This is a genomic window from Streptomyces sp. NPDC051214 (assembly GCF_040682375.1).
In the GTDB taxonomy this organism is placed as follows: Bacteria; Actinomycetota; Actinomycetes; order Streptomycetales; family Streptomycetaceae; genus Streptomyces.
On the sequence record NZ_JBFBAT010000002.1, the window covers coordinates 678,547 to 704,352 of the forward strand.

Here is a 25,806-nt window from a genome sequence, read left to right on the forward strand (position 1 = left end):
GGGCACGTAAGGGCCGTCAGGCCGCGGTGTCCTCGCCGATCATCCTGCGCAGCAGGGCCCGCAGCGAGAGCCGTTCCTCCCGGGAGAGCTCGGCCAGTGGCTCCCGCGCGAAGTCCAGCGAATCGCGCAGGCTGCGGGCGACCTGGAGGCCCTCGTCCGTCGGCGCCGCGAGCTTCACGCGGCGGTCGGCCGGGTCGGGCCGCCGCTCGACGAGGCCGCGTGCCTCGAGACGGTCGATGATCCCCGTGATGTTCGACGGCTCGCACTTCAGCTTCTTCGCTATGCGACGCATGGGCAGCGGCTCGAGGGACAGCAGTCCAAGTACGCGCGCCTGCGCCCCGGTGAGGGCGTGCTTGCCCGCCGCGGCGTCGTACTCCTCGTGGTAGCGCGCGACGACCGTGCCGATGAGCTCGACGACTTCGAGCGTCAGGGGGTCCGTGCGCGGGGTGCGGGAGCTGCTGGTGGCCATGCGCTCCAGGCTACCCCGATACTTGACATGGTGAAATATGTAGGCGCATGGTTGTTTCACAACCTGAAGCATTTCCACGATGTCAGCCTGTCGGCAACGGCAGCCTGAGCAGGAGGAGGACGCCCGCATGTCCGTCACCCCCGAGGCCCCCGGGTCCGCGCAGCTCCCCGCCGTCAGCCGCGAGTGGCACCTCGTGCGCCGCCCGCACGGCTGGCCGGTCCCGGAGGACTTCGCGCTGCGCGAGGCCCCCGTGACCGCCCCGAGCGACGGCCAGGTCGTGGTCCGCAACCTGCACTTCTCCGTGGACCCGTACATGCGGGGCCGGATGAACGACGTGAAGTCGTACACCCCGCCGTTCAAGCTGGACGAGCCCATGCAGGGCGGTGCGGTCGGTGAGGTCATCGCGTCGAACGCCGACGGCCTGGCCGTGGGCGACCACGTCCTGCACTTCGCGGGCTGGCGCGACTACGCGACCGTCCCGGCCAAGCACGCCGTGAAGGTGGACCCGCAGGCCGCGCCGCTCTCGGCGTACCTCGGTGTGCTCGGCATGCCGGGCCTGACGGCCTACGCGGGCCTCTTCGAGGTCGCCTCCTTCAAGGAGGGTGACGCGGTGTTCGTCTCCGGCGCCGCGGGCGCCGTCGGTTCCCAGGTCGGCCAGATGGCCAAGCTCAAGGGTGCCTCGCGCGTCATCGGCTCGGCGGGCTCGGACGAGAAGGTGAAGCACCTCGTCGAGGAGCTCGGCTTCGACGCCGCGTTCAACTACAAGGACCCGCGCCCGGTCGTGGAGCAGCTGAAGGAGGCGGCCCCCGACGGCATCGACGTCTACTTCGACAACGTCGGCGGCGAGCACCTCGAAGCGGCCATCAGCCGCATGAACGTGCACGGCCGCGCCACCATCTGCGGCATGATCGCCGCCTACAACGACACCGAGCCGACGCCGGGCCCGCGCAACATGGCCATGATCATCGGCAAGCGCCTGCGTCTGCAGGGCATCCTCGTCGGGGACCACGAGAACCTCCAGCCGCAGTTCGTCGAGGAGGTCGGCGCGTGGATCCGCTCCGGCGAGCTCAAGTACAACGAGACCTTCGTCGAGGGCGTGGAGAACGGCGTCGAGGCCTTCCTCGGCATGCTGCGCGGCGAGAACACCGGAAAGATGGTCGTTTCCCTCGCCTGAGAGTGGTGAGCCGGTGAGGTGAGGGCGACGGGCGGTGGCCGGAGCAGGTGGCCGCCGACCGTCGTTTTCCGTCATCCGATAAAGTAATTCCACATTGTCGCGACTGTGGGCGCGCATCGCGGAACATCTCAGGAGGAACCGGCACTTATGTCCATCCAGCAGATCGACGTCAAGTACACCGCCGTCGCCACCGCCGAGAACGGCCGTGACGGCCGCGTCGCCACCGATGACGGCAAGCTCGACGTCGTCGTCAACCCGCCGAAGGAGATGGGCGGCAGCGGCGCAGGAACCAACCCCGAGCAGCTCTTCGCCGCGGGCTACAGCGCCTGCTTCCAGGGCGCCCTCGGCGTGGTCGCCCGCAAGGAGAACGCCGACATCTCCGGCTCGACCGTGACCGCCAAGGTCGGCATAGGCCAGAACGAGGCCGGCGGCTTCGGCCTGGAGGTCGCGATCACCGCCTCCATCCCGAACGTGGACGCGGCCACCGCGCAGTCCCTGATCGAGAAGGCGCACCAGGTGTGCCCGTACTCCAACGCCACGCGCGGCAACATCAAGGTGGAGCTCGCGGTCGCCTGATCGCCTCTTCGCGTACGTGAGGGAGGGCGGCACCCCGGACAGGGGCGCCGCCCTCCCTCACGTGACCGCGGCGGTGTGGACCGCCCGCACGAGCCGCTCCTCCTCCGGGGCCGGGCTCCCGGGGAAGGGGAAGCGGCGCCGCGTGTACCCGTAGGCGAGCCCGCTGCGCGGATCGGCGAACGCCTGCGAGCCGCCCACGCCCCTGTGCCCGATGGTCCCCGCGCCGAGGAACGGATGCCAGGCCTCGGCGACGTTCTGGAACCCCACCCCGTACGACTTGTGGGCCCGCGCCACCAGGTCGAACCCGTTGGAATGGATCTGCCCGACCTCGGCCACGGTGTCCGGCTTCAGGAGCGGCTCCCGCCCGTCGAGCCCGCCGACCGCTGCCGCGTACATCATGGCGAGCCCGCGCGCGGAGGCGACACCGCCGACGGACGCGGGCCCTTTGGCGCGCACCAGGCGGGAGTTGGGGAGCGACTCCAGGTCGGCGGGGTGAGGACCGTTGCGGTTGAAGGCGATGGAGTTCAGGGTGTCGGGCTGCGGCGGCTGCGCGTCGACGAGGGCGCGCTCCGAGGGGGAGGGAATCGCCGGCAGCACGGAGCGGAAGCGGGGTTCGAGGGCTTCCGGAAGCCCAAGGAAGAAGTCCAGACCGAACGGGGCACGGACCCGCTCCTCGTACACCTCCTGCAAGGTGTGCCCGGTGGCCCGGAACACGACCTCACCGGCCAGTGCCCCGACGGACAGCGCGTGATAGCCGAAGGCGGTGCCGGGACGCCAGTAGGGCCGCTGGGCCGCGAGTCGGGCGGCGATGGCGCGGTCGTCGGCGACCTCCTCCGGACTGAAGCCGCCGTCGGTGCCGACGACGCCCGCGCGGTGGGAGAGAAGCTCCCGGAGCGTGATGCCATCCTTGCCCTGGCCGCCGAACTCCGGCCAGTAGTGGGCGACTTCGCGGTCCAGCTCCAGGGTTCCGTCCTGGACGAGCAGCGCCATGACGAGATGGGCCGCGCCCTTCGTGGAGGAGTAGACCCCGAAGAGGGTGTCCCCGTCGGTGTCGGGCCCCACCCACAGATCGACGACCTGCTCCCCTCGTACGAACGCGGAAAGCTGCGCGGCGTGGTCGGGCTTCTCTCCGGCGAGTACGCGGGTGAACTCGTCCCGTACGGCTTCGTATCCCGGGGCGGTGGTGCCTTGCACTTTGGTCTCACGAGTCATGCTTTTCGAATCCCCTAACCGCCCCTTCCCAGAAACCTGCTGGCGCAGGGGCCCCGTGCGTACCGTCATCACCGGCTTCGCCGAGTTCGTCCTCAAACGCCGGACGGGCTGAACCACTCAGCCCGGCCGGCGTTTGAGGCCATCTTGTCGGGGGTCCAGGGGGCGGAGCCCCATGGTTTCGGGAAGGGGTGCCCGCGCGCGGAGCGCGCTAATGGGTGCAGCGGGGAAAGCCCCGCAGGGACCGCTCTAGCCCCCGCTCACACTCAGCAGCGCCCGCCCCACCTGCGGGAACACCCCCTTCGGGTGGTCCCGGAACAAGGGCTCCGTGCCGAACAGGACAACACGCGCCCCCGCAGCAGCCCCACTCACCACAGAAGGCTGCCCCGCAGCGTCAGCGGGACCACCAGCCCCACCCTCCGCGGCACGCCAATGCCCGGAAACCAGCGGATTCCCACCCCCATAGGACTGATCAACCCGCACCCCACTCCCCAGCCCCTTGAACCACATGGGCGAGTAGACGAACGAGTGCGACACCGCACCCCCGGTGACAGGCCCCCCGGAGTTCACCACCCGCACCACACCATTCGCGTCCCCGTTCCCAGAGACCGCCTCAACGGAAAGCAGCTTCGCGTCCGAGTTCAGCGAGGCCCCCTCCGAGCCACGCCCGACAAGCCCGCCGCCCCCGGCGAGGAACGAGTCGAGCCCGGCCTTCGCCCCCGCGTTCAGCTCCCCGTACGAAAGCCCGGCCGACACGAACAGCGCGTCCGCACCCGACTTCTTCCAGTCGAACCCGGCGTTGAGGACCTCCGTCGAAACCGGCACCACGTCGAAGTTCATCTCCCGCAGCGCGAACAGCTCCCCGGGAGTGACGGCCGCCGCGACCCGCGTGGGACGGACCACCGCGCCGCCCTTCGTCTTCGTCGCGTCGAAGGCGACGTCGTACTTCTTCGCCGCGGCGACCGCGGCGCCCCGCGCCGACGAGGGCAGGATCACGCTGCCGTCGTCGGCCCGCCGCACGGAAGTCCCGTGTGCGAGCAGCCAGTTGAGCGCGGCGACCTCGCGCGCGTCGTCGAGCCGCAGCCGAAGAGATCCCCGCGAGGCGACATGGCCGACCCTCGACGCGGAGTCCACCCCACGCGACCGCACCCCGGACAGCGAGCCGCCCTTCACCGAGTCCACCGTCGCGCCCCACAACCGCCCGAGGCTCCACCCCGAGATGTCGTACATGGTGGACACCTTGTCGCTGATGTCCCGCCCGTCGGCGAGCATCACATTCGCGAGCCCACGCTTGGGCTGACGCATGTCGATGACGTACGAGCCCTCGGCGTACGACTTCCCGCCGAGCCTGAAGTCCCGCGTGGCCCTGCGGACTTCGACGTCGTTGTCGAGCAGGTGCTCCACAAGACGCGAGGCCGCCGCAGCCGAGCGCTGCCCGCGTTCACCCTTCTCCTTGCCCCGCGGAATCACGTACGCACGCGGGAAATCAGTCGTGTAGACGTCCTCCGGACCGATGCCGGGCACCCCGGGCACGGTCTCCGGAGAGACCGGCACCTGCTTCGCGCCCACGGCGCCCCGCCGGAACGTCTCGATCTGGTCGGCGATCACCGAAGTGCGGTGCTCCTGCGTGTACGTGAGCGTCGCCGACATGGCCGCGCCCGCGATGTCGACGTTGATCGCGGATCGCCGCCGCAGCTCGGGCACCGGAAGCTCGTCGTACTCGTCGTTGTTGACGGTCATCGGGAACTCGATGGTGTGCGCGGCGACCGTGCCGTGGAACGGCATGTACTGCGGGGTGAAGATCGGCGGCCAGTCGTCCCAGCCCTCTTCCTGGTCGCGGAAGGGGATGATCGCCGGCTCGACGCCGTCCTTCTCGGGGGTGTAGCCGAGGCCGTTGACCGCGGCTTCCATGCCGAGGGCGTTGGCGTAGGTGTTCTTCAGGAAGAGGTCGTACTCGTAGTTCTCGCCGTGCGGGGGAGTCGTCGGCTCGATCAGCGTGCCGTTGACGTACCCGTGCAGATCGATCATGACCGCGGGCTGCTTGTCGATCGCGATCTGCCGCATCGCGCGCGCCTCGGGCTGCGACGCGGTGATGAAGTCGCGGTTGAGGTCGAAGCCGTTGGCGTTGGCGCGGGTGCCCGCGATGCGGCCGTCGGGATTGGCCGTGACGTTGAAGTAGAGCCGGTTGTGCGCGAGCAGATCCTTCGTTTTGCCGTCCTTGGCCTTCGCGAGCTTCTCGATGAGCTTGAGGGCGGCGTCCGTGCCCTCCCACTCGTTGCCGTGGATGTTGTTGTTGATGAAGACCGGTGTCTTGTACGAGGACTTGACCGCCGGATCCTTCGCGGCGGTGCCGGGCTCGTTCTCGATGAGGTCGCGCATCCGCTCCTGGCGGGCGGTCTCCTTGGCCGACTCGGGGGAGGTGACGGTCACCAGATAGAGCTGGTGCCCGCCCGCCGAACGGCCCGCGATCTCCACGCTGACCCGGTCGCCGATGCCCTGGATGTCATTCAGCTTCGGCGCGAGGGAGTGATAGGGGGCAAGACCCAGTTTTATCGACTTGTCATCAGGATTCGTGGGAGGTGGGGTGAGCTTCTGCTCGCGGGGATAGCCGCGGTCTTTCCCGCCGCGACCGGAGTCGAGACCGGGGGTTTCGGAGGTTCCCAGAGCCCGGTCGGCGGCGCTCTCCGGGCCTTTCGCGGCCCGTTCCGTACTGCTGAGGGGCGAGCCCTCGCGGAGGATGTCGCGGCCGCCCGGACCGGGGTCGGCGGTCGCGCTGCCGGGGACGACGGTGGTGAACAGAAGAGCGCCCGCCGAGGCGAGGGTGGTGAGCAGAACGGGTCTGGATGGCCGGGATATGCCCATACGTACCTCCGGGAAAGAAGTCGGTACGCGTGGTCTACCGGTTCAACCACCGCGCAACAAGAGGGCCTTCACCTCCCTTCGCCCCCAGGCGTCCCGTGGACCGCAGGGCCGTGACCGGCGGATAGGCTGTGCGGCATGCGTGATCTGGGACGTGGCTTCGGCTATTTGATGAAGGGCCAGCGCTGGGTCGCCCAGCACGGCAAGCAGTACGGAGTCGGCCTGCTGCCCGGCCTGATCACCCTGCTTCTCTACGCGGCCGCGCTCGTCGCGCTCGCGCTGTGGGGCACGGACATCGTCGGCTGGGCCACGCCGTTCGCCGACGACTGGTCCTCGCCGTGGACCGGCCTGTTCCGCGGCTTCCTCACGGGGCTCCTCTTCGCGCTCGCGCTCCTCCTGTCGGTCGTCACCTTCACGGCGGTGACGCTCCTGGTGGGCCAGCCCTTCTACGAGTCGCTCTCGGAGAAGGTCGACATCTCCGTCTCCGGGTTCGCCCCCGAGTCGGGCCTGCCGCTCTGGCGCGAACTGTGGATCTCCGCCCGCGACAGCCTCCGCATCGTCGTCCGCGCCCTGGTCTGGGGCATCCTGCTCTTCGCCCTCGGCTTCATCCCGGTCGTCGGCCAGACCGTCGTCCCGGTGATCGGCTTCTGCGTGACGGGCTTCTTCCTGGTGGAGGAGCTGACGGCGGTGGCGCTGCAGCGCCGGGGCGTCGAGGCCCGCGAACGCCTCGCGCTGCTGCGCGCCCGCAGGCTGATGGCGTGGGGCTTCGGCACTCCGCTCGCGGTGGCCTTCCTGGTGCCGTTCGTCGCCGTGTTCCTGATGCCGGGGGCGGTCGCCGGCGCGACGCTCATGGCGCGGGAGCTGCTCGGCGAGGACACCGGCCGAGCCCCGGACGACGACGACCCCCGGGGCGCGGCCGACCCCGCCGCCCCCGGCGGACCGCAGGCCGCTACCGGCGGGCGTTCATAGCCGTCGTCAGGATCTCGCGCACCTGGGCGATGATGTCGAGCCGGTTCTGCACGAACTCGGGATCGGTGACCGCGCCCGTGGCCGGGTCGGTGTTGCCCGCCCCGAACTGCAGGACCGGCGTGTGCACATGGCCGCCGGGCAGCCGGTCGTGCAGCCCGAGGCGGTCGCGAAGGAGCGTCGCCCGGTAGGCGATCTCGTTCGACAGGTAGTTGCCGCCGCCGCCCTCGCGGGCCGTCGAACCGGCGGTGGGCCCGTCCGGGCGGACCACGGGAGCACTCTGGCCCGCCGGGATCTCGGTCACCGACGTGTTGTCCCGCACCGGGAAGCGGCCCGTGTCGGCGCTCACGATCTCCTTGTACGGGAGCGTCGTGGACGTCCACTGGGGCTGCGTGGCCGGGTCGGTGACCGGGACGGTCTCGGTGCGCGAGAGGTTCTCGTTGTCCGGGAATCCGCCTCGCCAGGCCCCGTTGGTCCGCTCGATGTCGAAGCGTCCCACCCGGCCCTGACTGATGGTGGTGAAGAGGTCGACACGGGGGAGGTGGGCGCGCAGGGTGTTCTCGACCGTGCCCTGGGCGAAGTCGTCCCAGCGGACGGGGAAGACGGCGGTCTCCACGCGGGCGGGCCCGTCGGCGGTCTCGATGACGGCGCCGTCCAGCGCCAGGGCGGTGGCGCCCGACGGGTTGCTGATGCGGACGTCACGGTCGAGCGTGAAGGGGTCGAAGCCGGTGACGAGGATGCGCTTGAGGCGGTGGCCCGCGCGGTCCTTCTGCGGGTAGCGGATGGAGTCGTGCCCACGCGAGGCGTTCTCCAACGCCCGTATGAGCCGCTCGTGCCGGGCCTTGCTCAGCCCGAACCGGCTCGGCTCCCACTGCCGGAGCTCCCGCGTCATCCCGAGCCGGGCCCAGTACAGCGGCCGGTCGTCGTCCCGGCTCAGGTCCGCCTTCCCCACCGCGGGGCCCCGCCCCTGCGCCCGGTCGACGGCACGCCGCCACAGGGCGTCTCCCTGCCGTACGACGACGCGCTTGGCCTCGGCGTACGAGTGGGCGCGGTCGAGGGCGCGCGCGAACTCGGGTGCCACGGAGTCGAATCCGCTGCGGCGCAGGATCTCCTGCGGCGCCGCCCGGTCGAGGCGCTGTTCCTCGGCGGTCGCGGCGGTCGCGGCGGGCGCGGTGGTCGCCGACGCGGGCACCGCGGCGAGGGAGAGCAGCAGGGTGACACCGAGCGCGGCGAGCCGAGGGGAGACGGTGGGCGTGAGTGACACGGGAGTCCTTCCGTGGCCGGTGGGGGTGATCGCAGTATTCCGGCAGGAAGGCGGCGTTCGCTAGAGCCCTAGCGGTCCACGGCAGCCCGATGCCCGCGCAGGGCCTCGAGGAACGGCTCGACCGCGGGCGGCGCCGCCCGGCCGCGCACGGTCGCCGCATACACGGCCCGGGGCGGCACGTCCTCGGCGTGCACCGGGACCAGGGTGATGTCGGGGCGTACGGACTCGGCGGCGAGCGCGGGCACGAGGGCGACCCCGAGCCCCGCGGCCACATAGCCCTGCTTGGCGGTCCACTCGGCGACGACATGGGCGACCCGGGGGCGGAAACCGTGCCGGTGTGCCTCCTCGAGGAGGGTCCCCCCGACGTCCGCGCTGCCCGATATCCACTCCTCTCCGGCGAGCTGGGACAGCCGCACCGACGCCTGGCCCGCCAGCGGATGCGCCGGAGGAAGCGCGACGTACAGCCCCTCGTCCAGGAGGTGATGCAGTTCGAACGCGCCGAGGTCGCCGCTGAGCGCGCCGCCCGTCGAGGAGACGAGCGCGAGGTCGAGCTCGCCGGCCCCGAGACGGGCGAGCAGCCCTGGAGTCAGCCCCTCCTCGCGGATGAGCCGCACGCCGGGGTGCCGGGCACGGAAGGCCGCGATGGCCCGTGGCACGAGCGCCGCGTCGGCCGTCGCGAACGCCCCGAAGCGCAGGGTCCCGCCGGTCAGGTCGCGCAGTGACGCCAACTCCCGCTGCATGGCGCGCAGTCGGGCCACGGTCTCCTCGGCGTGCGGCAGGAGCGTGCGGCCGTGCGCGGTCAGGCGCACGCCGCGTGGCAGCCGGTCGAAGAGCGGGGCGCCGCCGAGCGCCGCCTCGAGCGAGGAGATCTGCCGCGAGACGGCGGACTGCGTCCAGCCGAGGGTGCGCGCCGCCACGGTGAAGGACCCGTGCCGCGCGACGTCCAGGAAGACGCGGAGCCAGACGGTGGAGAGGTCGGGCGGGGCCGGGTCCAGGGCCATTCGTGCGGTATGCGGTTCGGGCATGGAAGGCATGCTAGACATTCGCTTGTCGCATCACGTGCCCGGCCCTAGCGTCGAAGCCATGGAGAAGATCGCGTTTCTGGGACTGGGACACATGGGCGCGCCGATGGCGCGCCAACTCCTCGCGGCAGGGCACCCGTTGACGGTCTGGAACCGGACCGCCGGGAAGGCAGAGCCACTGGCGGGGGAGGGGGCACGGCTCGCCGCCGGCCCCGCGGACGCGGTGCGTGACGCCGATGTCGTCATCACCATGCTGGCGGGCCCCGAAGCGGTGCGTGCCGTCGCCGACGCCGTCGTGCCGGAGTTGCGGGCGGGGGTCCACTGGGCGGAGATGTCCACCGTCGGGCCCGATGTCGTACGGGAGTTGGCGGCGAGGGTGCCGGCCGGCGTGACCCTCGTCGACGCGCCCGTCATGGGCAGCACGGACAAGGCGGCGGCGGGGCGGCTCGGCATCCTCGCGGGGGGTGCGGCGGACGGGATCGAGCACATCCTGGCCCGCTTCGGCCCGGTGACCCGTACGGGCCCGCTCGGCTCGGGAGCCGCCCTGAAGCTCGTCGTCAACAGCGCCGTCATCGGGGGCGTGGCCCTCGTGGCGGAGGCGATGCGGCTGGCGGACGCGCTGGGCCTCGACGAGGAGACGGCCAAGGAGGCGCTCGCGGGCGGGCCGCTCGGCGGCGCGGTGAACCGGGCCTTCGCCACCGGCGTGCACTTCGGCAGCGACCTCGCCGTGAAGGACGTGACGCTCGCGACCGAGGTCACCGGCCTGCCCGTGATGGAAGCGGTCCTCGGCCACTACCAGGCTGCCGCCGCCGACCCGGAGGTCGTCCACGAGGACATCGCGCGGGCGGTCGCCCACATCCGCGCCCGGAAGAACCACTAGTCACGACCAAGGAGGAGCAGCCCGCACCATGAACATCACCATCGACAACCCCGCTTCCGCGCCCCAGCCCCTGGGCCCCTACTCCCAGGTCGCCCGTGTCGAACTGGACGGCGGGGGCGCCCTGTTGTACCTCTCGGGGCAGATCGCCGGGGGCGACGACGTCGCCGCCCAGAGCCGCGGCATCTTCGAGACCCTGTCCGCCCTCCTTACGGCGCACGGCGCGACGCTCGACGACGTCATCAACATCCGTACGTTCATGACGGACCTCGGCGACCTGCCCCGATACGCCGCCGTACGCGCCCAGTTCCTCACCGCGACGCCGCCCACCAGCACGACGGTCGAGGTGCCGCGGCTTTTCCGGCCGGAGGCGCTCATCGAGATCGACGTCGTGGCGGCCGTACCACCGGCCTGATCACTCGCTCTTGGCGCCCAGAAGGCCGAGGAAATCCCTGAACGCCCCCGCCATGTCCACCGATTCGGGGTCCAGGAGCCACTGGTACTGCAGCCCGTCCATCACCGCGACGAGGAGGGGCGCCGCCGCCTCCGGGGTGAGGCCGCCGGGGAGCCGCTCCCCGTACTCCGCACGCAGTACCGCGGCGAACTTCGCCCGCACCGATCCGTACCGCTCGGTGAAGTACTCCCGTACCGGGTGCCCGTCCGTGACGCTCTCGCCGAGCAGTGCGGAGAAGGTCTGGATGATGCCGGGGCGCATCGCGTTGTAGTCGACGAGCGAGCCGAGCAGGTCGAGGCGGATCTCGTTCGCCGGTACCGCGTCCCACTGGTCGCGGGCCTCGAGGACGGCGACGAGCAGGGCGTCCTTCGTGGGGAAGTAGTGCAGCAGGCCCTGCTGGGTGAGCCCGACCCGCTCGGCGACGGCGCCCAGGCTCGCGCCCCGGTAGCCCCGCTCGGCGATCACCTCGAGCGCGGCCCGGAGGATCTCCGCGCGCCGCTCCTCGCTTCTGGCCCTGGTCGCCATGGTCTCTGCCCTTCACGCTCTCGGTCCTGCCCGCGGGACGACCGTACGTCATGCCCTGTCAAATATAACGTCCAGATTACGAAAACTACCTACCTACAGGTAAACGAGGCAGGATGGAGGGAACGTACGGAACGGACTTCGACGACGCAGGCGACTTCAACGAGGAGGTACCGCCATGGCGGGAACCCAGGCCCCCGGGACCACACAGGCCGACCAGGCGCGCGAGGCGGTCGTGGAGGCCGCGCTCGCCCGGCTTGACCTGGACGCCAAGGCCCGGCTGCTCGGCGGGCGCGACATGTGGTCGCTGCACGCGCTCCCCGAGATCGGCCTGGCGTCCCTCGTGATGTCGGACGGCCCGATCGGCGTGCGCGGCACCCGGTGGACCGCGGACGACCCGTCCATCGCCCTGCCGTCCCCGACCGCGCTGGCCGCCACCTGGGACCAGGACCTCGCCCGTCGCGCGGGCACCCTCCTGGCCCAGGAGGCCCGCCGCAAGGGCGTCCACGTCCTGCTCGCGCCCACCGTGAACCTGCACCGCTCGCCGCTGGGCGGCCGGCACTTCGAGGCGTACAGCGAGGACCCGTATCTGACCGGCGTCATCGGCACCGGCTACGTCCAGGGCGTGCAGTCGGGCGGCGTCGGCACGACCGTCAAGCACTTCGTCGCGAACGACGCCGAGACCGACCGCTTCACCGTCGACAACAAGGTCGGCGCGCGAGCCCTGCGCGAGCTGTACCTCGCGCCCTTCGAGGCGATCGTCGCTCACGCCCACCCTTGGGGCATCATGACCGCCTACAACCAGGTCAACGGATCGACGATGACCGAGCACCGCTATCTGGTCAACGAGGTCCTGCGCGGCGAGTGGGGCTTCGACGGCTACAACGTCTCCGACTGGATGGCCGCCCGCTCGACCACCGGCGCCATCGACGGCGGCCTCGACGTCGCCATGCCGGGCCCGCGGACCGTGTACGGCGACGCGCTCGCCGAAGCGGTGCGCGGCGGCCGGGTCAAGGAGGCGACGGTCGACGAGGCCGTCCGCAACGTCCTGCGGCTCGCCGCCCGCGTCGGCATCCTCGAAGGCGCCGAGCCCGTGGTCACCGAGCTGCCCGCCGAGATCGACGGCGAGGCGCTCGCCCGTGAGATCACCCGCCGCGCCTTCGTCCTCGTGCGCAACGAGAACGACACGCTGCCGCTGCGGCCCGCCGCGTCCGTCGCCCTCATCGGCGCCGCCGCACGCGACGCCCGCGTCCTCGGCGGCGGCTCCGCCACCGTCTTCCCCGCCCGCGTCGTCTCCCCGCTGGAGGGCCTGACGGCGGCACTCGGCGAGGACGCCCTGACGTACGCCGTCGGGGCCGACCCGAGCGACGAACTCGCCCCCGCGGACAAGGGCTTCGAGCTGCGCGCCGTCTGCCGCGACGCGAACGGCGACGTCCTCGGCGAGGGCAACCTCCCCACCGGCCAGGTCCAGTGGATCGGCGACGACCTGCCCGACGGCGTCACGCACGAGACGATGGCCTCCATCGAGGTCGTCGGCAGGTTCACGCCCCGCGAGAGCGGCGAGCACTCCTTCGGCACGCGCGGCCTGGGCACCTTCACGCTTCGGGTCGGCGGCGATGTCGTCTTCGAGGGGACCGAGGGGATGGGCGCCGCGTCCGACCCCTTCGAGGCGTTCTTCGGCTCACCGGTCGAGCGGGCCAAGGTGACCCTGACGGCGGGCGAGACGGTCGAGGTCTCGCTCTTCCACCCGCTCGACAAGGAGTACAAGGCGCCGCTTCCCGGCGTGGTCTTCTCCTTCGTGCACCTGGGCCCGCGGCGCGACCCCGACGAGCTGATCGCCGAGGCCGTCGAGGCGGCGCGCGGCGCGGACACCGCCGTCGTGGTCGTCGCCACCACCGAACGCGTCGAGTCCGAGGGCTTCGACCGCAAGGACCTGCGGCTCCCGGGCCGCCAGTTCGACCTGGTGCGCGCGGTGGCCGCGGCCAACCCCCGCACGGTCGTGGTCGTCAACTCCGGCTCCCCGGTGGAGCTTCCGTGGCGCGACGACGTGGCGGCGGTGCTGCTCGGCTGGTTCCCGGGGCAGGAGGGCGGCGCCGCGCTCGCCGACGTGCTGCTCGGCGCCCAGGAGCCGGGCGGACGGCTGCCCACCACGTGGGGCTCCTTCGCGGACGCGCCGGTCACCCAGGTCACCCCGGCCGACGGTGAACTCGCCTACACCGAGGGCGTGTTCATCGGCTACCGCGCCTGGGAGAGGTCGGGCGCCACCCCCGCCTACGCCTTCGGCCACGGCCTCGGCTACACCGACTGGACGTACGAGTCCCTCGACGTCCAGGGCACGACAGCCACCGTCCGCCTCCGCAACTCCGGTCCGCGCGCGGGCCGCGAAGTCGTCCAGGTCTACCTCGCCCCGACCGCCGCCGACGGCAACCGCCCGGCCCGCTGGCTCGCGGGCTTCGCGGGGGTCGAGGCAGCGCCCGGCGAGAGCGTGGAGGCGCGGATCGAACTCCCCCGCCGCGCCTTCGAGATCTGGGACGAGGAAGCCAACGCCTGGTCCCGGCAAAGCGGTTCGTACGAGGTCCAGGCGGGCCGCTCGATCGCCGACCTCAGGCTGAGCGAGACGATCGCCGTCTGACACTCCGCGCGCTAACGCACCGAGAAGCCGTACACCGTCTCCGACGCGTACACCCCACCCGGCCGCAGCACCGTCCGCGGAAACTCCGGCCGGTTGGGGGAGTCGGGGAAGTGCTGCGTCTCCAGGGCGACGCCGGCCCCCGGGCCGAACGGCAGCGGCTCCTCGAAGTGGTCCGCCGTGTAGAGCTGCAGGCCCGGCTCCGTCGTCGCCACGGTCAGCACACGCCCGGACGCCGGATCACTCAGCTCGGCCACCTCGACGGGCCGCGCGGTGAGCCCCTTGTCGAGCACGTAGTTGTGGTCGATCCCGGCCCCGACCTTCCGCGCCTCCCGGAAGTCGAACCGCGTCCCGTCGACGTCCTCGTACACCCCCGTGGGAATCTGCGCCCCGTCCGTCGGCGTGATGCGCGCCGCGTCGATCCGCAGCTCGTGCCCGCCCGCGCTGCCGCTCCCGGCGCCCGCGAGGTTCCAGTACGTGTGGTTGGTGAGGTTCACGACCGTCGGGGCGTCGGTCGTCGCCTCGTACGCGATCCGCAGCGCGCCGGACTCGTCCAGCGAGTACGTCACCGACACCGCGAGCCGCCCGGGATAGCCCTCCTCGCCGTCCGGGCTCACCCGGGAGAGCCGCACCCCGTGCGCGACCTCCGCCGCGTCCCACACCCGCTTGTCGAAACCGGCCGTGCCGCCGTGCAGCGCGTTGGGCTCGTTGTTCCGCGCCAAGCGGTACGTCCGGCCGTCGAGGGTGAACTCACCGCCCGCGATCCGGTTCGCGTACCGGCCCACCAGCGCCCCGAAGTACGGTCCCGGATGGTCGAGATAGTCCTGGAGGCCGTCGAAGCCGAGCGCCACCGGCTCGCGCCGCCCCGACCGGTCGGGAACTTCCGCCGACTGGATGATGCCGCCGTACGTCAGGACGCGTACCCGCACCCCGCCCCTTTCCAGGGTCAAGCGATGGACGGGCGTGCCGTCGGGGAGCGTCCCGAAGAGTTCACTGCGCATGATCGCGACCCTACGCCGGGCCGCGGTGACCTCAGGCCCCGGGATCCTTGGGGTTCTTGGCCTTCACCTGCCGGTAGGCCAGCTCGGCGAGCCGCGACTGGCCGTCCTTGCTGGGGTGGAACCAGTCCCACCGGCTCAACTGGTCGCCGTCGAAGCGGTAGTCGAAGACCGCCCCGCCGTCGTACCGGCAGCGCAGGTCCTTGGCGCACACGTCCTTGAGCACGTCGTTGTACGCGACCACGCGGTTCTGCACGTTGGCACGCCGCTGCGTCGCCGCCGCGTCCCGCGCGTCCGGGTCCGCCAGCATCGAGGCGCAGATGCCCAGCTTCCAGATCTGCTTGCCCAGCGCGTTCGTGCGCCCCTGGGACCAGAGCCGCTTCAGGTCCGGCACGGAGGTCACGTACACCTGGGTCTTGGGCAGCTCGCGCCGCAGCGTGCGCATCGCCTCCTCGAAGTCCGCGCGGAACTCGTCGACCGGCGTCATGGAATCCACGCTGGGCCGGCACGCGTCGTTCGCGCCCGCCATCACCGTGATCAGCTCGGGCCGTTCGACCGCGGCCTGCTCGACCTGCGCGGGGAGGTCCGCCATACGGGCGCCGGTCTTGGCGTGGTTCCAGCTGTGCCCGGCGGCCCGCTCCTTGCCCAGGAGCCGGGTGGCGAGGCTGCGCACCTCGGAGTCCGTGCCGGTCGCCCAGGACGCCTCGGGGCAGTCGGCGAGCACCGAGCAGGCGTCGAAGCCGCGGGTGATGGAGTCGCCGACGGCCGCCAGGGAGTCCGGGCTCGTGTCCCAGACCGGGGTGGGCTTGGGGGACGGCTTCTGCGCCGATGGTCCCTGGGGCGCGGGGGAGTCGCCGCCGGAGGCGTCGCACGCCGTGAGCGCGGTGGCGCCGAGAAGAACCGCCGTCGCCATGGCGACGGCGGCACGCGAGCGGTGCCTTCGGTTCCGCATCCCGGGTCCCCCTCTGTTGCCGTAGACCGATCCACTGCCGTAGGCCGACCGCGCCCCCACAGACCCCCGGCCGGGTGAAGCCTGGGCGATTCCTGGCCTTGGGGCCGACCGTACGTCACACTCCTTGTTCCGCCGCACGGTAGCCTCGCCACCCAGTGGCACCCTGTTCTTCCGGTTCCGCTAAATTACATCACGTCACATCTGTCCCGTTTTCGGGAGTTTCCCGATTTCAGGGCGACAACGCTCGGCACGGGCGCGAGGCCGCTGGGGAAGGCGAACCTCGACCCACACTGGAGGTCCCGGTGACGACACGTGGAGTTCTTTACGTGCACTCCGCACCGCGCGCGCTGTGTCCGCACGTCGAATGGGCAGTCGCGGGCGTACTCGGCGCGCGCGTCAACCTCGACTGGATCAGGCAGCCCGCCGCGCCCGGCACCTGGAGATCCGAGTTCTCCTGGCGTGGCTCGGTGGGCACCGCGTCCAAACTCGCCTCGGCCCTGCGCGGCTGGCAGCTGCTGCGCTTCGAGGTCACGTCCGAGCCGTGCCCCACGGCCGAGGGCGAGCGGTACAGCGCCACGCCCGAACTCGGGATCTTCCACGCGGTCACCGGCATCCACGGCGACATCCTGATCCCGGAGGACCGCCTGCGCGCCGCACTGGCCCGCTCCCAGGCCGGCGAGAGCGACCTGGAGGGCGAGCTGGCCAAGCTGCTCGGCAAGCCCTGGGACGACGAACTCGAGCCTTTCCGGTACGCGGGCGAGGGCGCCCCGGTCCGCTGGCTGCACCAAGTCGTCTGACACGGCCCCGGCTGTACGACGAAGGGCCCCCACCAAGCGGTGGGGGCCCTTCCTCGTACAGGTGAGTGCTCAGATGGTCCTGAACGCGAGCACCACGTTGTGGCCGCCGAAGCCGAACGAGTCGTTCAGCGCCGCGATCCTGCCCTCGGGCAGGGCGCGGGCCTCGTCGCGGATGATGTCCGCGTCGACCTCGGGGTCGAGGTTCTCGATGTTGATCGTCGGCGGGGCCATGCGGTGCTTCAGCGCGAGAACCGTGGCCACGGTCTCCACGCCGCCCGCGCCACCGAGCAGGTGACCGGTCATCGACTTCGTGGAGGCGATCGCCATGTGGTCCACGTCGTCGCCGAACGCCTTGCGCAGCGCCTTGATCTCGGCGACATCACCCTGCGGCGTCGAGGTCGCGTGCGCGTTCACGTGCACGATCTCGGCGGGCTTGAGGTCCGTGCCGTCGACGAGGTTCTGCAGCGCCGCCGCGATGCCGTTGCCGGAGGGCTCGGGCTGGGTGATGTGGTGGGCGTCGGCCGAGATGCCCTGGCCGACCGCCTCCGCGTAGATCTTCGCGCCGCGGGCCCTGGCGTGCTCCTCGGACTCGAGGATGATCACGCCGGCGCCCTCGCCGAGCACGAAGCCGTTGCGGTCGACGTCGTAGGGGCGCGAGGCGCCCGCCGGGTCGTCGTTGTTCTTGGACATCGCCATCATGTTGCCGAACGCGACGATCGGCAGCGGGTGGATCGCGGCCTCCGTGCCACCCGCGACGACGACGTCGGCGCGGCCGGTGCGGATCATCTCGATCGCGTAGCCGATGGCCTCGGCGCCCGAGGCGCACGCCGACACGGGGGTGTGCACACCCGCGTGGGCGCCCAGCTCGATGCCGACGTTGGCCGACGGCGAGTTGGGCATCAGCATCGGCACGGTGTGCGGGGAGACGCGGCGTACGCCCTTCTCCTTGAGCACGTCGTACTGGTCGAGCAGGGTGGTCACGCCGCCGATGCCGGAGGCGATGACCGCGCCCAGGCGGTGCGGGTCGACGGACGTGTCCTCGCCGGCCTTCGCGGTGTAACCCGCGTCGGCCCAGGCCTCCTTGGCCGCGATCAGCGCGAACTGCGCCGAACGGTCCAGCTTGCGGGCCTGCGGACGGGGAATGACCTCGCCCGGCTCGACCGCGATCTGGCCCGCGATACGGACCGGAAGCTCGGCCGCCCACTCCTGCTCGAGAAGGCGTACACCGGAACGGCCCGCGAGCAGACCTTCCCAGGTCGAGGCTGCGTCGCCACCCAGCGGTGTGGTTGCGCCGATACCGGTGACGACCACGGTGCGATTGGTCGAGTTCACAGGAAATTTCTCCACGGTGTTGAGGGGATCAGCGGCGCCACCGCCGGGTGGCGACAGCAGTGCAGCCTGGTCAGGCGGCCTGGTGCTTGAGGATGTAGCTGGTCGCGTCGCCGACCGTCTTGAGGTTCTTGACGTCGTCGTCCGGGATCTTGACGTCGAAGCGCTCTTCGGCGGCGACGACGACCTCGACCATGGACAGCGAGTCGACGTCCAGGTCGTCGGTGAAGGACTTGCCCAGCTCGACGTCCTCGACCGGGATGCCGGCGATCTCGTTCACGATCTCGGCGAGACCGTCAACGATCTCCTTCTCAGTGGCGGCCATGTTGGCGCTCCTTCTATGTGTCCAGAGGGTGTGGCGCCCGCCGCGGAAGCGGCAGGTTGGTTTACAGCCGTACGGATCGGATGATCCGGACGACATGCCTAGGGGAGGGTAACGACCGTGGCGGCGTACACGAGACCCGCCCCGAAGCCGATGACGAGCGCGGTGTCGCCGCTCTTCGCCTCGCCGGTGGCCAGGAGCCGCTCCATCGCGAGCGGGATCGAGGCTGCCGACGTGTTGCCGGTGGTGCGCACGTCACGGGCGACCGTGACGTGTTCCGGCAGTTTCAGAGTCTTCACCATCGAGTCGATGATCCGCTCGTTGGCCTGGTGCGGGATGAAGACATCCAGGTCGTCCGCGGTGATTCCGGCCGCGTCCAGCGCCTGCTGGGCGACCTTCGCCATCTCGAACACGGCCCAGCGGAACACCGCCTGGCCCTCCTGCGTGATCGCAGGGAACTTGATGTTGCCCTTGCTGTCGAGCGGCAGCTTCGAGACATCGCCGACGTGCAGGTCGTTCCACGACACGGTCTGCTTGATGGTCTCGGACTTGTCGCCCTCGCTGCCCCAGACGGTGGGACCGATCTGCGGCTCGGTGGCCGGACCGACGATCACGGCGCCCGCGCCGTCACCGAACAGGAAGGCCGTCGCGCGGTCCTCCAGGTCGGTCAGGTCGCTCAGCCGCTCCACGCCGATGACCAGGACGTACTCCGCGGAGCCATCGGTGATCATGCCCTTGGCGAGCGTCAGACCGTAGCCGAAGCCGGCGCAGCCCGCGGAGATGTCGAAGGCGGCGGGCTTGCCCGCGCCGATCTTGTCCGCGATCTCGGTCGCGATGGCCGGGGTCTGCTTGAAGTGCGAGACGGTCGAGACGACGACCGCGCCGATCTGCTCCGGGGCGATGCCCGCGTCGGCGATCGCCTTGCCGGAGGCCTCGACGGACATCGCGGCCACGGTCTCCTCGTCGGAGGCCCAGTGGCGGGTCGCGATGCCGGAGCGGGAGCGGATCCACTCGTCGGACGAGTCGATCGTCTCGAGGATCACCTCGTTGGGCACGACACGGGTCGGGCGGTAGCCGCCGACACCCATGATGCGCGCGTACGGGGCGCCCTTACTGGGCTTGATCTTCGACATGCTCTCCTGGCTCCTTCTCAGGCACCCGCCGCGTCGGCGGCGGATGCGGTGTCGGCGATGAGCTCAGATGCGGCGTCGAGGTCGTCGGGGGTCTTCAGGGCCACCGTCCGCACCCCGGGCAGGGCACGCTTGGCGAGGCCGGTGAGCGTGCCACCGGGGCACAGCTCGATCAGCGCCGTGGCGCCCAGGTCCTTGAACGTCTCCATGCAGAGGTCCCAGCGCACCGGGTTGGCCACCTGGCCGACCAGACGGGACACGACGTCCGCGCCGGTCGCCACGGCCTGGCCGTCGCGGTTCGAGACGTACGTCAGCTTCGGGTCGGCCGGGTCGAGGGCCTTGGCGGCCTCTTCGAGGGTGGCGACCGCGGGTGCCATGTGGTGCGTGTGGAACGCGCCCGCCACCTTCAACGGTACGACGCGGCGGACGCCTTCGGGCTTGTCCTCGGCGAGCGCCGCGATCTGCTCGGCGGTGCCCGCGGCGACGATCTGGCCGGCGCCGTTCACGTTCGCCGGCGTCAGGCCGAGCTTCTCCAGGTGCGGGATGGTGACCTCGGGGTCGCCGCCGAGCAGCGCCGCCATGCCGGTCTCCGTGATCGCGGCGGCGTCGGCCATGGCCAGACCCCGCTTGCGCACGAGGCCGAGCGCGGCCTCCTCGGTGAGCACACCGGCGTACGCGGCGGCGGTGATCTCACCGACGCTGTGTCCCGCGACCGCGCCGGGCCTGTGCGCGGCGAGGGCGTCACTGAGTGCCGCGGCGGAGAGCAGACCGGCGGCCACGAGGAGGGGCTGGGCCACGGCGGTGTCGCGGATCGCGTCCGCGTCGGCCTGCGTGCCGTAGTGGGCAAGGTCGAGCCCGATGGCGTCCGACCAGGCACCGATGCGGTCGGCCGCACCGGGAAGGTCGAGCCAGGGAGTCAGGAAGCCGGGCGTCTGAGCGCCTTGGCCGGGAGCGACGAGTACGAGCACTCTCACACTCTCTCTTGTGGACGGTGGAAGCCGCCCGTGGGGACAGGGACGAAGAACCGCTGGGGGAATTGTAGAGGCCCGACAAAATCCTACGGTTGGAGATCTCCGTCGGCCAGACGCCCCAGGATCAGCGCGATCCGCAGCGTGAATGCGGAGCGCACATCGGAGGGTGACCAGCCGGTGACGTCAGTCACACGTCGCAGCCGGTAGCGCACGGTGTTGGGGTGCACGAAGAGCATCCGGGCGGCGCCTTCGAGACTGCTGGCCTGTTCCAGATAGACGCTGAGCGTCTCCAGGAGCGCGGAGCCGGCTTCCTCCAGTGGTCTGTAGATCTCCTCCACCAACTGCTCGCGCGCGGCGGGATCGCTCGCGATCGCGCGCTCCGGCAGGAGATCGTCCGCCAGAACGGGGCGCGGGGCGTCCTGCCAGGCGGCACAGGCCTTGAGCCCGGCGGCCGCGGCCTGCGCGGACCGGGTGGCGGCAAGCAGGTCGGGGACGATGGGCCCGGCGACGACGGGGCCGGCCGCGTACGGGCCGATCAGACCCTTGGCGACCTGCAGCGGATTGTCGCTGCCGCCCGCGATGACGACCAGACGGTCGCCGAGCACACCGGTCAGGACCTGCAGCTTGGCATGCCGCGCGGCGCGGCGGATGGCCTCGACGGTGAGCTCGCTGTCGCCGTCGGGCGCGGTGCCGAGGACGACGCAGACATGCTCGGGGGAGTTCCAGCCGAGCGCGGCGGCCCTGCTCACCGCCCCCTCGTCGGCCTCACCGGAGAGCACGGCGTTCACGACCAGCGACTCGAGACGGGCATCCCAGGCACCGCGTGCCTCGGCGGCCTGCGCGTAGACCTGCGCCGTGGCGAAGGCGATCTCGCGCGCGTACACGAGGAGCGCCTCGCGCAGGATGGACTCGTCTCCCGGTGCCGCGATCTCGTCGACCGCGGACTCCATCACCTCGATCGTCGTACGCACCATCTCCACGGTCTGGCGCAGGGTGATCGCCCTGGTCAGCTCGCGGGGGGCGGTGCCGAAGACGTCGGTGGAGATGGCCTGGGGGGTGTCGGGGTGGCGGAACCACTCGGTGAAGGCGGCGATGCCTGCCTGCGCCACCAGTCCGATCCAGGAGCGGTTCTCCGGAGGCATGGCCCGGTACCAGGACAGCGTCTCGTCCATGCGCGCGATGGCCTGCGCCGCGAGGCTGCCGGATGACTGTTCCAGGCGCTTCAGCGTGGCTGAGTGCGCGTGAGCCTTCCGGTGCGCGTCCTGACGAGCGGCTTCCTCGTGGCGCGCGGCTTCCTCGTGGGCTGCCTGATGGGCGTCCTGGCGGGCTTCGTTCGCAGAAGGTTCGGGCACGGGGACAAGACTGCCTTATCGGGACGGGGGAGTGCGGTGCCGGGTCTAACGTGGGGTGTGTGATTGATGTACGGCGCTCCGGCGATCGGTACCGCGGCGGGGAGCCCGGCGCCGGTATCGAGACCTTCCACGCCTTCTCCTTCGGGCCGCACTACGACCCGGACAACCTCCGCTTCGGCGCGGTCCTGGCCTGCAACGAAGAGCGTCTGGCGCCCGGCGCGGGCTTCGACGAACACCCGCACAGCCACACCGAGATCGTGACCTGGGTGGTGGAGGGCGAACTGACGCACCGCGACTCGGCGGGGCATGCCTCGGTGGTCCGCCCCGGCGACGTCCAGCACCTGAGCGCGGCCGGCGGTGTCCGGCATGTGGAACGCAACGACGGCGACGACCCGTTGGTCTTCGTGCAGATGTGGCTGTCCCCGCTGCGTCCCGGCGGCGACCCGGCCTACGAGGTGGTCCACGGCATCGCGGACTCCACTCCGTACGCGGTCCCGGCCGCGGGCGCGCTCCTGCACGTCCGCAGACTCGCCGCGGGCGAACGCACCGCCATCCCGGACGCCCCCTTCGCATACGTCCACGTCGTACGCGGCGAAGTCCACGTGGCCACCGAAACCCTGACCCCGGGCGACGCGGCCCGCATCACGAACGGCGAGGCCCTGGAGGCAGTGGCGGGAGCCGGGGGCGCGGCGGAACTGCTGGTGTGGGAGATGACGGGCTGAGCCGCCTTCCCCCCCTCAGGCTGCGGGGCACGGCCAGGCCCGCGCAGGCGCCTCTCAAAGCTCGAAGAGCACCGCGTCTCTTAGAGCTCGGAGAGCACCGCGTCCGTGAAGGGGGGCCACGCCTCGGCGGCCCACGGTCCGAACGCCCGGTCCGCCAGAGCGACACACGCCGCCCCCGCATCGGGATCGACCCAGAGGAACGTCCCGGCCTGCCCGAAGTGCCCGAACGTCCGGGGCGACGAAGAACTCCCGGTCCAGTGAGGCGACTTCGAGTCCCGGATCTCGAACCCGAGCCCCCAGTCGTTGGGGCTCTGATGCCCGTACCCGGGAAGCACACCCTTGAGCCCCGGATACGCCACGGACATCGCCTCGGCCACCGTCCGCGCGTCGAGCAACCGCGGCGCCTGCACCTCGGCCGCGAACTTCACCAGGTCGTCGACGGTGGACACTCCGTCCTTGGCGGGCGAAGCCCCTCCGTCGAGCGTCGTGGACGTCATCCCGAGCGGCTCGAGCACCGCCTGCCGCAGATACTCCCCGAAGGGAATGTCCGTCGCCTTGGCGATGTGATCCCCGAGCACCTCGAACCCCGAGTTCGAGTACAGCCGCCGCGTCCCTGCGGGCGCCGTCACCCGGTGCTCGTCGAACGCGAGACCACTGGTGTGCGCAAGGAGATGCCGCACCGTCGAACCCTCGGGCCCGGCGGGCTCATCGAGCTCGACCGCCCCCTCTTCGTACGCCACAAGGGCCGCGTACGCCGCCAGCGGCTTGGTGACCGAAGCGAGCGCGAAACGGTGCCCGGTGGGTCCGTGCGCCCCGACGACCGTGCCGTCCGCGCGCACGACGGCGGCGGCAGCGGTGGGGACCGGCCAGTTCTCGATCAACGCCAGGCTCTGCATGCTGACGAGCCTATGCGCCTCACAGGCTCAGCCGCATCGAGGGGTCAGGCTTGCGCACGAAGCCGAGCGAGGCATACAGCGGCTCGGCCTCCGCCGACGCATTGAGATCCACACTCCCCGCACCACGCTCCCGGAACCAGTCGAGCAGCACCTCCATGCACGCCCGCGCATACCCACGCCGCCGCTGGTCCGGGTCGGTGGCCACGCTGAACACATGGCCGATGACGCCCCGCGGATTGCCCGCCCGACCGATGCGGTAGTCCAGCGTTCCCACCACCAGCGCCGCGAGCTTGCCGGGCCGGCCAGGGCAGTCGACGACGAAGGCGGCGAAGTCACCCTCGGGATCGGCAAGTTTGTCCCGGACGACGGGCAGGGACTCGGCATGCCAGCCGGTGTCGGACTCGGCGGCGGCCGCCGAGCCGGTGGCGAAAATCGAGTCGATCATCACCTGCCGCAACCTGATCAGTTCCTCGGCATCATCCGGCGTGGCACGGCGTACAACACTCATGATCGGCACCGTAGCCACCGCGGGAAGCGGCGTCCCCCGATTTTCCGAGGGTTTGTTTCCGTCACATATTTCCTCCTGGTTCCGCTTGCTTAGAGCGCACTCCAAGGTTCTAGCGTGGTGGTCATGACGGTGATGGAGACCGAGACGACCCGCACAAAGGGCCCCGCGCAGGGCGCGACCGCAGCGCCCCCGGACGCCGCCGGCAGCACCGAAAGCTCCGCCGCCACCACTACCGGCCCCGGCACCGGCCCCGGCACGGGCACCGGCCCCGACACCGGCACCGGCACCGGTGCTGATGCCTGCGCCTCGGCACCCACCACACACCCCCGCCCGACCGGGCAGGACCACTACACGATCAGCGAGGTCGTCGCCTTCATCGGCCTGACCGCGCACACCTTGCGCTGGTACGAGCGGATCGGCCTGATGCCGCACATCGACCGCTCCCACACGGGCCAGCGCCGCTACCGCAACCGCGACCTGGACTGGCTCACCTTCGTCGGCAAGCTCCGCCTGACCGGCATGCCGGTGGCGGACATGGTCCGCTACGCCGAGCTGGTGCGCGAGGGCGACCACACCTTCACCGAGCGCCACGAGCTCCTCGAACAGACCCGCCGTGACGTCCGCACCCGCATAGCGGAACTGCAGGACACGCTCGCCGTGCTCGACTACAAGATCAACTTTTACGCTGACGCCCGCCCGGCGTCGGAGAGGCACTGACACCGATGACCTCAGAGACACCCAAGCCCCCCACGTCGACCGGCTCCCTCGGCGGAACCCCTGAACCGATCGCGAAGGTGCAGCTCGGCACAGGCGGCCCCGAAGTCGGCGTCCAGGGACTCGGCTGCATGGGCATGAGCTTCGCCTACGGCCCCACCGACGCCGAAGAGGCCCGAGCGACCCTGGAACGAGCCCTCGAACTGGGCGTCACCTTCTACGACACGGCTGACGCCTACGCCGCCGGTGAGAACGAGAAGTTCCTCGCCCCCTTCCTCAAGGCCCACCGCGACGAGGTCGTCCTCGCCACCAAGTTCGCCCTGGCCATCGACCCGAACGACTCGACCAAGCGGATCATCAACAACGACCCCGCCTACATCCGCGCCTGCGTCGACGCCAGCCTCCAACGCCTGGGCGTGGACGTCATCGACGTCTACTACATGCACCGCCGCAACCCCCAGGTGCCGATCGAGGAAACGGTCGGCGTGATGGCCGAACTCGTCGCCGCCGGCAAGGTCAAGCACCTCGGCCTCAGCGAGGTCACCGGCCCCGAACTCCGCGCCGCCCACGCCGTCCATCCCATCGCCGCCCTTCAGTCGGAGTGGTCGCTCTTCAGCCGTGACATCGAGCAGGGCGTGGTCCCCGCCGCCGCCGAACTCGGTGTCGCCCTCGTCCCCTACTCCCCGCTCGGCCGCGGCTTCCTCACCGGCTCGTTCGTCAGCGCCGACAAGGAACTCGGCAAGGACGACTTCCGCCGCCAGCAGCCCCGCTTCACGGGAGACAACGCCGCCGCCAACGCGGCCCTCCTCGAACCCGTCCGCACCGTCGCCGAAGCCCATGGCGCGAGCCTCGGCCAGGTCGCGCTGGCCTGGGTCCAACAGCAGGCCCAGGTACGCGGACTGGCCGTCGTCCCCATCCCCGGCACCCGCAAGCGCACCCGAGTCGAGGAGAACACCGCGGCCACCCACCTCGCACTCACCCCCGCCGACCTCGCTCTCCTGGACCCCATCGCCACCCAGGTGGCAGGCGACCGCTACGCCGACATGACCTTCACCTCGGCCGGCCGAGAGTAGCCACAGACGGGCCACCCCGAG

Annotated in this window: 25 protein-coding genes; 10 read left to right on the forward strand and 15 right to left on the reverse strand. The window is 71.1% G+C overall.

Annotated features, from left to right (window positions below; all coding sequences use genetic code 11):
- Window positions 1-16 precede the first annotated feature (16 nt).
- Window positions 17-469, reverse strand: a complete 453-nt coding sequence (locus AB0M70_RS07390) for a MarR family transcriptional regulator (RefSeq protein ID WP_365817279.1) — start codon at window positions 467-469, stop codon at window positions 17-19.
- Between the two features lie 127 nt (window positions 470-596).
- Between AB0M70_RS07390 and AB0M70_RS07395 the strand changes: the two genes are divergently transcribed.
- Both AB0M70_RS07395 and AB0M70_RS07400 read left to right on the forward strand, forming a co-directional pair.
- Window positions 597-1,643, forward strand: coding sequence for an NADP-dependent oxidoreductase (locus AB0M70_RS07395; protein ID WP_365817281.1), 1,047 nt, complete (start codon window positions 597-599; stop codon window positions 1,641-1,643).
- A 147-nt stretch (window positions 1,644-1,790) separates the two neighbouring features.
- Window positions 1,791-2,219 (forward strand): organic hydroperoxide resistance protein, encoded by a 429-nt coding sequence (locus AB0M70_RS07400; protein ID WP_365817283.1) that lies wholly within the window; start codon window positions 1,791-1,793, stop codon window positions 2,217-2,219.
- Window positions 2,220-2,276: 57 nt separating this feature from the next.
- Here the strand turns inward: AB0M70_RS07400 and AB0M70_RS07405 are convergent, their stop codons facing one another.
- Together AB0M70_RS07405 and AB0M70_RS07410 are read right to left on the reverse strand one after the other, a co-directional pair.
- Window positions 2,277-3,431, reverse strand: a complete 1,155-nt coding sequence (locus AB0M70_RS07405) for a serine hydrolase domain-containing protein (RefSeq protein ID WP_365817285.1) — start codon at window positions 3,429-3,431, stop codon at window positions 2,277-2,279.
- Between the two features lie 246 nt (window positions 3,432-3,677).
- The gene (locus AB0M70_RS07410; protein WP_365817287.1) at window positions 3,678-6,290 is read right to left on the reverse strand and encodes a M14 family zinc carboxypeptidase; all 2,613 of its coding nucleotides are present in this window, start codon (window positions 6,288-6,290) and stop codon (window positions 3,678-3,680) included.
- A gap of 135 nt (window positions 6,291-6,425) precedes the next feature.
- Here AB0M70_RS07410 and AB0M70_RS07415 point away from each other — a divergent pair, with 135 nt between their 5' ends.
- On the forward strand, window positions 6,426-7,256 hold the full coding sequence (locus AB0M70_RS07415) for an EI24 domain-containing protein (RefSeq protein ID WP_365817289.1): 831 nt from the start codon (window positions 6,426-6,428) through the stop codon (window positions 7,254-7,256).
- Here the strand turns inward: AB0M70_RS07415 and AB0M70_RS07420 are convergent.
- Complete coding sequence (locus tag AB0M70_RS07420) at window positions 7,237-8,517, reverse strand: pyroglutamyl peptidase (RefSeq protein WP_365817291.1); 1,281 nt, start codon at window positions 8,515-8,517, stop codon at window positions 7,237-7,239. The genes AB0M70_RS07415 and AB0M70_RS07420 overlap by 20 nt on opposite strands.
- A 68-nt stretch (window positions 8,518-8,585) precedes the next feature.
- Entirely contained in the window at window positions 8,586-9,542 is a 957-nt protein-coding gene (locus AB0M70_RS07425; RefSeq protein WP_365817293.1) for a LysR family transcriptional regulator, read from the reverse strand.
- A gap of 58 nt (window positions 9,543-9,600) precedes the next feature.
- On the opposite strand from AB0M70_RS07425, the gene AB0M70_RS07430 reads away from it, so the two are divergent.
- On the forward strand, window positions 9,601-10,419 hold the full coding sequence (locus tag AB0M70_RS07430; protein ID WP_365817295.1) for an NAD(P)-dependent oxidoreductase: 819 nt from the start codon (window positions 9,601-9,603) through the stop codon (window positions 10,417-10,419).
- A gap of 28 nt (window positions 10,420-10,447) precedes the next feature.
- Entirely contained in the window at window positions 10,448-10,831 is a 384-nt protein-coding gene (locus tag AB0M70_RS07435; protein WP_365817297.1) for a RidA family protein, read from the forward strand.
- Here the strand turns inward: AB0M70_RS07435 and AB0M70_RS07440 are convergent, their stop codons facing one another.
- Window positions 10,832-11,395: a TetR/AcrR family transcriptional regulator gene (locus tag AB0M70_RS07440; protein ID WP_365817299.1), complete on the reverse strand. Its 564-nt coding sequence runs from the start codon at window positions 11,393-11,395 to the stop codon at window positions 10,832-10,834.
- Window positions 11,396-11,570: 175 nt separating this feature from the next.
- Here AB0M70_RS07440 and AB0M70_RS07445 point away from each other — a divergent pair, with 175 nt between their 5' ends.
- Window positions 11,571-14,024, forward strand: coding sequence for a glycoside hydrolase family 3 C-terminal domain-containing protein (locus AB0M70_RS07445; RefSeq protein WP_365817301.1), 2,454 nt, complete (start codon window positions 11,571-11,573; stop codon window positions 14,022-14,024).
- 11 nt (window positions 14,025-14,035) lie between these two features.
- On the opposite strand, the gene AB0M70_RS07450 is transcribed toward AB0M70_RS07445, so the two are convergent.
- Together AB0M70_RS07450 and AB0M70_RS07455 are read right to left on the reverse strand one after the other, a co-directional pair.
- Window positions 14,036-15,022, reverse strand: coding sequence for an aldose epimerase family protein (locus AB0M70_RS07450; RefSeq protein WP_365817303.1), 987 nt, complete (start codon window positions 15,020-15,022; stop codon window positions 14,036-14,038).
- Window positions 15,023-15,053: 31 nt separating this feature from the next.
- Window positions 15,054-15,971, reverse strand: a complete 918-nt coding sequence (locus tag AB0M70_RS07455; protein WP_365817305.1) for an SGNH/GDSL hydrolase family protein — start codon at window positions 15,969-15,971, stop codon at window positions 15,054-15,056.
- A 302-nt stretch (window positions 15,972-16,273) separates the two neighbouring features.
- Between AB0M70_RS07455 and AB0M70_RS07460 the strand changes: the two genes are divergently transcribed.
- The gene (locus AB0M70_RS07460; protein ID WP_365817306.1) at window positions 16,274-16,768 is read left to right on the forward strand and encodes a DUF3145 domain-containing protein; all 495 of its coding nucleotides are present in this window, start codon (window positions 16,274-16,276) and stop codon (window positions 16,766-16,768) included.
- A gap of 69 nt (window positions 16,769-16,837) precedes the next feature.
- On the opposite strand, the gene fabF is transcribed toward AB0M70_RS07460, so the two are convergent.
- The 5 genes from fabF to fasR form a co-directional block, all read right to left on the reverse strand.
- Window positions 16,838-18,100: a beta-ketoacyl-ACP synthase II gene (gene fabF / locus AB0M70_RS07465; protein WP_365817308.1), complete on the reverse strand. Its 1,263-nt coding sequence runs from the start codon at window positions 18,098-18,100 to the stop codon at window positions 16,838-16,840.
- 70 nt (window positions 18,101-18,170) lie between these two features.
- Window positions 18,171-18,422 carry an acyl carrier protein gene (locus AB0M70_RS07470; RefSeq protein WP_363208517.1) on the reverse strand — a complete coding sequence of 84 codons (252 nt, stop codon included), beginning with the start codon at window positions 18,420-18,422 and terminating at the stop codon, window positions 18,171-18,173.
- 98 nt (window positions 18,423-18,520) lie between these two features.
- Window positions 18,521-19,552, reverse strand: a complete 1,032-nt coding sequence (locus tag AB0M70_RS07475; RefSeq protein ID WP_365817310.1) for a ketoacyl-ACP synthase III — start codon at window positions 19,550-19,552, stop codon at window positions 18,521-18,523.
- A gap of 17 nt (window positions 19,553-19,569) precedes the next feature.
- Window positions 19,570-20,517, reverse strand: coding sequence for an ACP S-malonyltransferase (locus AB0M70_RS07480; RefSeq protein ID WP_365817312.1), 948 nt, complete (start codon window positions 20,515-20,517; stop codon window positions 19,570-19,572).
- An 89-nt stretch (window positions 20,518-20,606) separates the two neighbouring features.
- Window positions 20,607-21,746, reverse strand: a complete 1,140-nt coding sequence (gene fasR, locus AB0M70_RS07485) for a fatty acid biosynthesis transcriptional regulator FasR (protein ID WP_363208710.1) — start codon at window positions 21,744-21,746, stop codon at window positions 20,607-20,609.
- Between the two features lie 185 nt (window positions 21,747-21,931).
- Between fasR and AB0M70_RS07490 the strand changes: the two genes are divergently transcribed.
- Window positions 21,932-22,594, forward strand: a complete 663-nt coding sequence (locus AB0M70_RS07490; protein ID WP_365817315.1) for a pirin family protein — start codon at window positions 21,932-21,934, stop codon at window positions 22,592-22,594.
- Between the two features lie 80 nt (window positions 22,595-22,674).
- On the opposite strand, the gene AB0M70_RS07495 is transcribed toward AB0M70_RS07490, so the two are convergent.
- Together AB0M70_RS07495 and AB0M70_RS07500 are read right to left on the reverse strand one after the other, a co-directional pair.
- The gene (locus AB0M70_RS07495) at window positions 22,675-23,490 is read right to left on the reverse strand and encodes a serine hydrolase domain-containing protein (RefSeq protein ID WP_365817317.1); all 816 of its coding nucleotides are present in this window, start codon (window positions 23,488-23,490) and stop codon (window positions 22,675-22,677) included.
- 19 nt (window positions 23,491-23,509) lie between these two features.
- Window positions 23,510-23,998 carry a GNAT family N-acetyltransferase gene (locus tag AB0M70_RS07500; RefSeq protein WP_365817319.1) on the reverse strand — a complete coding sequence of 163 codons (489 nt, stop codon included), beginning with the start codon at window positions 23,996-23,998 and terminating at the stop codon, window positions 23,510-23,512.
- A 123-nt stretch (window positions 23,999-24,121) separates the two neighbouring features.
- Here AB0M70_RS07500 and AB0M70_RS07505 point away from each other — a divergent pair, with 123 nt between their 5' ends.
- Complete coding sequence (locus AB0M70_RS07505; protein ID WP_365817321.1) at window positions 24,122-24,715, forward strand: MerR family transcriptional regulator; 594 nt, start codon at window positions 24,122-24,124, stop codon at window positions 24,713-24,715.
- Window positions 24,716-24,843: 128 nt separating this feature from the next.
- Complete coding sequence (locus AB0M70_RS07510; protein WP_365817609.1) at window positions 24,844-25,785, forward strand: aldo/keto reductase; 942 nt, start codon at window positions 24,844-24,846, stop codon at window positions 25,783-25,785.
- Window positions 25,786-25,806 lie beyond the last annotated feature (21 nt).